The sequence below is a fragment of the Pseudonocardia nigra genome (genome assembly GCF_019396355.1).
GTDB lineage: Bacteria > Actinomycetota > Actinomycetes > Mycobacteriales > Pseudonocardiaceae > Pseudonocardia > Pseudonocardia nigra.
Genome location: NZ_JAHKRK010000312.1, coordinates 1 through 6639 on the forward strand (window position 1 = coordinate 1; position 6639 = coordinate 6639).

The following is a 6639-nucleotide window of genomic DNA, read 5'->3' on the forward strand; positions in this document are numbered from 1 at the left end:
GGGCCGGCGTCGACCTCGCCCGGCGCCGGGCGATCCTCGCCGCCGCCGCGGTCGCCCACCGCCTCGAGGCGGCCTGCGAGCTGGGCGGCGAGGCGGGCCGCGAGCTGTTGCGCAAGGTGCAGGGCATCGGGGTCTGGACGGCCGCCGAGGTGGCCCAGCGCGCCTGGGGTGACGCGGACGCGGTCAGCGTCGGCGACTTCCACATCCCCACGCTCGTCGGCTGGGCGCTGGTCGGCCGCCCGCTCGACGACGCCGGGATGCTCGGCGTGCTCGCCCCGTACACGCCGCAGCGCCAGCGGGCGGTGCGCTACGTCGAGCTGTCCGGTTTCCGTCGCCCGCGGTTCGGGCCGCGCTACTCCCCGCGCGACCACCGGGCGATCTAGCGACGGCCGCACCCCACCTGCCGGGGGGCATGCCCCACCCGTGATCGGCGGGCGGCCGGATGGGTCCGGGCTGCCCTGGAGATCAGGCTCGAAAGCATGATCTTCGGTTGTCGCGCGCTCCGCCCGCTGTCGGCGGCGGGCGTGCTGGGCGCGGCCGCCGCAGCCGTGGTCGCGCTGCTGGTCGACCCGCTCCTGCCGCTCGCGCCCGCGGTTGCGCAGTGGCGCGCAGAACGTCTTGGGCCAAACGCGCCATGGGAGCCAACGCTCATATACGCTGGTTCCGGCGAAGTTAGACTTTGGACGGGCCGGGCAATGGTTTTGCCCCTCGTTCGCCGCCTTGGATTACGGGCGACGGTCGCGGTGATTTCGGCCCTTGGAACCCTTCGCGACGAAGCGTCAGCGGGCCAGGCGGTACCGCCGGGAAAACCTTTCGGATTGACACGGAAGAAGTTCCTGCAGCTGGGCGCCGGCGCAGTAATCGCTGGCACCATCGTGGCGACAGGCCAGGTTCCGGCGTATGCCTCCAACCCAGCGAGAGCATGGGCCAACTCAAACAAAGCTAAGCCACCCACAACGTATGATGAATTCTCGACCTACCCACCCGACTACCGGCGTGAGATCTACCAGAAGCTGCAGCCCGCGAAGCGGAGCGAGTTTTGGACTGAGCAACTGCAGCGGTACCAGTCCAGCCACGCGAACCTTTCCGCCTTGCAACGGGAAATCCTCGGAGATGCGTTACGCATCGCATCAGACCCAGCAGTGTTCGACCCGACAACCTCGCAGAATAGTGCTACCGAAGTTCAATCGCTAGGGATAAGGGCGCGTGAAGCGTTTGGCACCTCCGAGGCAGCGAACTTGTTCGCCACACTCGGCCCACCGTCGCCCACCTCCAAGTCTCTTGCGGCGGCGGGATGTGGCTGCTCCATATTGGACGATTATTGTGGAGCGTTCCTTAACTGCAACCCATCGGAGTGTTCCTATTCACCGAGCGGCTGCGGCACCTTCCTCCAGTACCCCTGTAATGGTGACTGTGGGTGGTGAGTGGCCGGAGCCTTGCTTCACTCGAACGGCCGCGAGGCAACTATGCCTCCGCGTGACAAGAACAAGTCAGCTCGTCTTTAAGCCTGCGGGAGGGGAGCGCGTCGAATTGAGCGCTCCACCCACCCTCGACGCCGAGTTCTAAACTTGCCCACTGGAAGCCGATCAATCATGCAGCATGTGGCCGCGTCACTCATCGCTCTTCTGCTAATTGCGACCGCCATCGGGAAAATCGTTCGACCCGGCGCGTTCTTGGGGATTCTCCAGGCTACTGTGCCTGAGCGCTTCATTACGCCTGTCCGCTGGTCTACAGTCGCCGCTGAAATCGTCATGGCTGCAACTCTTATCGCTGCCCCGCCCCTGGGCGCAAGCCTAGTACTAGCGTTTATTGTCACCTCAACTATCACAGTCTCGGCCAGTCTATCGAGACGCGACGGCGTATCCTGTGGATGTTGGGGCGGCGACACAGGCAATGCCAATAGTGATGCGATAGCGTCGGTCGGCGGACTTGTCCGCTTCCTGATGCAGAATACAGTGATCGTTCAAGTGAGCTTATGGATCTCGCTGACCCCTGTAGGCATCTGGAGCCCTTACTTCGCGTTGGGCTGCGCACTCTCAATTCCTGCAATCCTAATGGCAGGAATCTGTTATGACATACGCCGACAACGTCGTATGACCTATGCATCCTGAACATATTGAGCGCCATCAACCGTAAGTCATCTCACATCTAGAGATGGTTTGGCGCGAGTGAGTATCCAACAATGCGCAATCGGACCGATCGGCCGTGCCGGTACGATGCTAGGTGGGTTATCCGTGACGAACGCACTAGCTATAGGCTTGGCTGCCGCAGCACTCTGCATAGCCGTCATATCGATCATTGCGGTTCTCGGTGTGATGCGAGAAGTCGCGAGGCTCCAGAACGAGGTACTCGCCCGGACAGTGGCGACTGAGCCAGCGTATATAGGATCCGCCCTTCCGTATGAGTTTTCTTCGGCTCTTGAGGCTTTCAATCCGAACCTCGAGCACCGCCAGATCGTGGTCTTGTTCCTTTCGGAGAACTGCTCAGGCTGCAAGACGCTGCTAGCGGATCTTGCCGAGCAATCGAACCAAAAGGAAGTATCCGCGGTGGCGCGGTTCGTCCTAGCGGTCGTATCAGGAGACGGACGTGCCGGCAGGAACTTGATCCAGGAGTTGGGGATTCCCATCCTGCTAAGCCGTGACCCTGCACGGGTGTTCCGCGCGGCGACAGTAAACGCAACTCCTTCTGCGCTCTGCATATCACCAGGCTTCGTAGCAGACGAGTACCGGAAAGGGGTGGACTTTGAATGGCTGATCAGTCGGGTCACGCGGATGACGGACAGCGAAATGGAAGTGGAGGCGCGTCAGGTTTAGGGCGAGCCGGCCGCTGGACTCGCCGCCGGTTCCTGAGGCTCACTGCCGGAACCGTTGCCGTGGTAACAGGAACTGTCGGCAGCATTGTCGGGTTCGCGCCGAAAGCACATGCCTTGTCCTGCTATGAGCGATACAACCGATGCTACGGTTGCGACCCTGGGCAAAATCGTTGCTGCATCGACTGCTACGTTGGCTGCAAGTCTGGAGGGATGGATGCACCCCTGTGCGAGCCTTGGGCTTGCGCGGGCTGCTGGGTCCCCAGCTAAATCAACGGTCGCGGCCTAGGATCACGGAAGGGACGGATGCTGTATGGGTATTGTCAATCTCTCTGCAGAAGAGATGGAGTCCTTTCGCAATAGAAGCCCCGACGAACCCAGCGTTCTTGCGGATCAGAAAATTCGTGCGTACGCCGAGCGGACAGGTGGACTTACTTTTGAGTATTGGCGGCTTGCAATGGGGCGGATCTGGGGGGATCCGTATATGATGACGGTTGAGGAGGTGGCGAAGAGGCTGAATCGACCTGTTGCTGATCTCAAGGCGGTTATTGAGGAGACCAACGTGGCCTGTGGCTGGAGACCCGCGAGAGGTAGGGGCGCTGACAACCGTGCTTAGCTCTCAATCGACCCGGCTCCCTTTTCACTGCACCCCTCATTGTGGCGTTCCGTCAATTAGTAGCCGTAACATGCGCTGAGGCTCAGATAGGAATGCGCGGGTAAGCTGAACGGGAAGGGCGTCGTCGTAACAGACCTCGGACATGCTTCCATCCTCCGAGATCTGGAGAATGGTAGCGCCGGGCAACGCCAGGAGTACAGGGGAGTGTGTAGCTATTAGCAGCTGGCAGTTCTGGTCGACAAGTTCGGCGAGGCGTGCCAGTAAAGCCATGCAGCCGCGCACGGACAGGGCGGCCTCTGGCTCATCGAGAAGATAGAGTCCGTCTCTGTCGAAACGGTGGATCACGAGATCCAAGAATGACTCACCGTGAGACCGCTCGTGCGGAGAGATGCCACCGTAAGCAGGTAGAAGTGGTCGACCGGAGATCTTGTCAAGACGCTCGATCTCGGTCGCGACGTTGTAGTAGGATTCTGCCCGTAGAAAGTATCCCGTTCGCGGCTTGGCCGTACCCCATCCTAAGGTAATCTTACCGCCCAGCTCTGATTCGGACGACCGGGTGGCAAATTTGAAGTTGCGGCTACCTCCTTCTGGGTTAAAGCCCGCGCCGATAGCCACCGCTTCGATCAAGGTGGACTTACCGCTACCGTTCTCGCCGACCACGAAGGTTACGGCTGTGCGAAATCGTAACTCTTGGATCTTGGCCAACCACGCTATCACCGGAAGATTGAATGGGTACCATCTGCCTCCGGAGCTGAGTCTTAGGTACTGCAGAAACGGCGCACGCGGGCTATTTGTAGCCATTACCCTCCCCTCCATGGATCATGGTGGTTGCTGAAGCTGGGGTGGAGCCAGAATCTACGCTGCCGGTGCCGTACGGGAGCGTGGTCGCCGACCAGCCCCGCGCACCGTCCAGGGCGACGGTGATGCCCAGCTCCTCGGCGAGCTCGGCGAACTTGCGGTTGTGGTAGCGGCCCTGGCGGCTGGTGTCCTTGATCCCGCGGGTGGTGGCCACACCGTGCGCGGCCTCGTGCAGCAGCGTCCCCAGCACCGGCGCCGGCGACGGTGGTGGCGACGTCGGTCATGGCGCGGGCAGGCGGTCGACTTCCTCGCACTGCCCGGCGCGGAGGTGGCGGCCGACGTCACCGACGCCGCCGCCGACCGCGACGACTGGCGGACCTTCCGAGTGGACCGCGCGCCTCCCGCGGCATGCTCCGCGCCAAGAGCGGCCGCATGATCTTCATCTCCAGCGTCGTCGGGCTCACCGGGTCCGCGGGCCAGGTCAACTACGCGCGGCGCAGCCCCTCGCCGCCCACGAACAGCTCGGCCATCCCAGGCTCCGCGGCGGCCTGCTCGTCGCCTGCGTGGTCGGCGGTCTCGGTGGTGTGCCAGCGGCCAGCGGCAAAGTGGCCCAGGTTGATCTCTCCACGGCGCGCACCGAGGGTGCCCGACCCGAGGGTGAGCACGACGTCGGGGACGTCGGCGTGCCGGTCCTGGATGGCCACCCACGTGGCGGTCAGCGCGGCCACCAGACGCTCGGTGATCGAGGTCCCGGTGGTGGACTGGCGGCTCATCACGCGGCCTCGATCGGCTCGGCCACGGCCCCGGAGGTGGTGCGGCACAGCGCGGTGGCGTCGTGGTGGGTGGCGCGCGGCGGGTTCTCGGTGTCGGTCATCAAGATGTGGCCCTCCGGTGAGTCGGTGTGGGGACGGGTCTACTCGGTGGTCTTGCCGCGCCTGCGGGCCGTCGGCGTGCTGCCCGTCCCGGCCGTCCCGGCCTCGCCCTGCTCGGCGGGGGCAGCGGTGTTGAACCGGGCCAGGACGGCGTCGAGCTGCTGGCGCGCCTCCTGGCGCAGCGCGGCGCGCTCCTCGGCGGCCTCGTCGGCCTGCGCCCGCAGCTCCGCCTTCTGCTCAGCGCGTCGGCGTGCCTCTCGGGCGTCGCGCTCGGCGCTGGCCTGCGCGCTCTGCGCCTCGGCGATCCGTACCCCGGTCTCGCGCTGCACCTGCTCGACCTCGTACGCCGCGGCCTCCGGGTCGGCAACCGTGCGCGCGACCTCGGCCGCCCGCTCCAGGATCGCGGTGAGCTGGGCCTGCTGTTCGGCCAGCGCCCGCTGCGTCTGCCCGGCGGTGTCCTCGAACCGCGCGAGCAGCACCCCGAACGACGCCCGCCCGTCGGTCACCGGCCGCTCCGGCACCTCCGGCCCCTGCTCGACCCCCGACCACCGGCGGGCCGCCTGCGGCCGCCAGCTGGAACGCCCGCCGGGCCGCGAACGCCTTCGCCCGGTTGTGCCCCGGCAGGTCGCAGTACCGGGCCGGCGGCCCCGGGCCCCCGGACCGCTCGATCGGCCGCCCGCAGGTCTGCCCGCCCGGCCCCGTCGGGAACTGGCACCCGCCCGCAACCTCGGACGCCCCGCCTCCACTGCCCGCGGGGCCCGCGGGCGCCGCGCCGTCCGCTGGTCGGCTGCGCCTCGAGCAGGGTGATGAAGCTCAGCGTCGTCAGCCCCACCACGAACGGCAGGAAGAACACCGTGCGCAGCAAGGTGGCCCCGCGGCGCCTGCTGCGTACCAGCACCGCGAGGGCGTAGCCGAGCACGAGGATCGGCAGCGTGACGACGGCCGTGTAGAGCAGGGTGTAGAGCACGGACGTCACGAAGCCGGCGTCGTTGCCGATGGCGACGTAGTTGGCGAACCCGGAGAACTCGACCTCGCCGATCAGCGGCCAGTTGGTGAACGAGATCCCGAGCGCGAACAGCAGCGGGGCGAGCACGAACACCGCGATCATCAGCAGCGCGGGCGCGACGAGCAGCAGGCCGGTGCGCGGGGGGTGGGTCAACGAGTGCCGGCGGTCGGCCCTGAGCCGTGTGGCGGGGCGGGCCGCGACGGGGGCGGCGACCACGGTCGTGCTCATAGCTGGGCCTGCCCGAGGATCCGGTCGTAGTCGTCCTGTGCCTCTGCCATGGCCGCCTCGATCTCGCCGTCGAAGACCGCGCGGCGGAACATCCTCAGCCACGGCCCGTCCGGCTGGTTGTAGATCTGGTTGTAGGACAGCGTCTTCGGTGCGTAGCCCTCCTCCTGCGCCTGCAGGGGTGGGAGGACTAGAGCGTGTCCCGTGGATCATGCGGGTCGGCTGCGGTAGATCTCTTCTGTGCTTGATCGCCACGACTTGACCGACGCGGAGTGGGCACGGCTGGAGCCGTTGCTGCCCGACCGGACACCGC

The 6639-nt window shown here is 65.5% G+C and carries 9 protein-coding genes and 2 pseudogenes; 6 read left to right on the top strand and 5 right to left on the bottom strand.

Going from position 1 to position 6639, the window contains the following annotated elements:
- The 5 genes and pseudogenes from KME75_RS38765 to KME75_RS47235 form a co-directional block, all read left to right on the top strand.
- A pseudogene (locus tag KME75_RS38765) lies at nt 1–383 on the top strand (DNA-3-methyladenine glycosylase 2 family protein); the annotation flags it as partial.
- A gap of 312 nt (nt 384–695) precedes the next feature.
- The gene (locus tag KME75_RS47225; protein ID WP_372452760.1) at nt 696–1424 is read left to right on the top strand and encodes a bacteriocin fulvocin C-related protein; all 729 of its coding nucleotides are present in this window, start codon (nt 696–698) and stop codon (nt 1422–1424) included.
- 168 nt (nt 1425–1592) lie between these two features.
- Nucleotides 1593–2111, top strand: a complete 519-nt coding sequence (locus tag KME75_RS47230) for a MauE/DoxX family redox-associated membrane protein (protein WP_372452759.1) — start codon at nt 1593–1595, stop codon at nt 2109–2111.
- 123 nt (nt 2112–2234) lie between these two features.
- Nucleotides 2235–2813, top strand: a complete 579-nt coding sequence (locus tag KME75_RS38775; RefSeq protein WP_219419923.1) for a hypothetical protein — start codon at nt 2235–2237, stop codon at nt 2811–2813.
- Nucleotides 2747–3079, top strand: a complete 333-nt coding sequence (locus KME75_RS47235; protein WP_219419924.1) for a twin-arginine translocation signal domain-containing protein — start codon at nt 2747–2749, stop codon at nt 3077–3079. The genes KME75_RS38775 and KME75_RS47235 overlap by 67 nt, the downstream gene beginning before the upstream one ends.
- A gap of 382 nt (nt 3080–3461) precedes the next feature.
- On the opposite strand, the gene KME75_RS38785 is transcribed toward KME75_RS47235, so the two are convergent.
- Both KME75_RS38785 and KME75_RS38790 read right to left on the bottom strand, forming a co-directional pair.
- A complete protein-coding gene (locus KME75_RS38785; protein ID WP_308283458.1) occupies nt 3462–4142 on the bottom strand; it encodes an AAA family ATPase in 681 nt (226 codons plus the stop codon).
- A 70-nt stretch (nt 4143–4212) separates the two neighbouring features.
- Nucleotides 4213–4473 carry a hypothetical protein gene (locus KME75_RS38790; protein ID WP_219419925.1) on the bottom strand — a complete coding sequence of 87 codons (261 nt, stop codon included), beginning with the start codon at nt 4471–4473 and terminating at the stop codon, nt 4213–4215.
- A gap of 143 nt (nt 4474–4616) precedes the next feature.
- On the opposite strand from KME75_RS38790, the pseudogene KME75_RS38795 reads away from it, so the two are divergent.
- A pseudogene (locus KME75_RS38795) lies at nt 4617–4715 on the top strand (beta-ketoacyl-ACP reductase); the annotation flags it as partial.
- On the opposite strand, the gene KME75_RS38800 reads toward KME75_RS38795, so the two are convergent.
- The 3 genes from KME75_RS38800 to KME75_RS38810 form a co-directional block, all read right to left on the bottom strand.
- On the bottom strand, nt 4709–4996 hold the full coding sequence (locus KME75_RS38800; protein ID WP_219419929.1) for a hypothetical protein: 288 nt from the start codon (nt 4994–4996) through the stop codon (nt 4709–4711). The pseudogene KME75_RS38795 and the gene KME75_RS38800 sit on opposite strands and share 7 nt — an antisense overlap.
- A 140-nt stretch (nt 4997–5136) precedes the next feature.
- The gene (locus KME75_RS38805; protein WP_219419926.1) at nt 5137–5601 is read right to left on the bottom strand and encodes a hypothetical protein; all 465 of its coding nucleotides are present in this window, start codon (nt 5599–5601) and stop codon (nt 5137–5139) included.
- The gene (locus KME75_RS38810) at nt 5598–6329 is read right to left on the bottom strand and encodes a carbohydrate ABC transporter permease (protein ID WP_219419927.1); all 732 of its coding nucleotides are present in this window, start codon (nt 6327–6329) and stop codon (nt 5598–5600) included. The genes KME75_RS38805 and KME75_RS38810 overlap by 4 nt, the downstream gene beginning before the upstream one ends.
- Nucleotides 6330–6639: the final 310 nt, after the last annotated feature.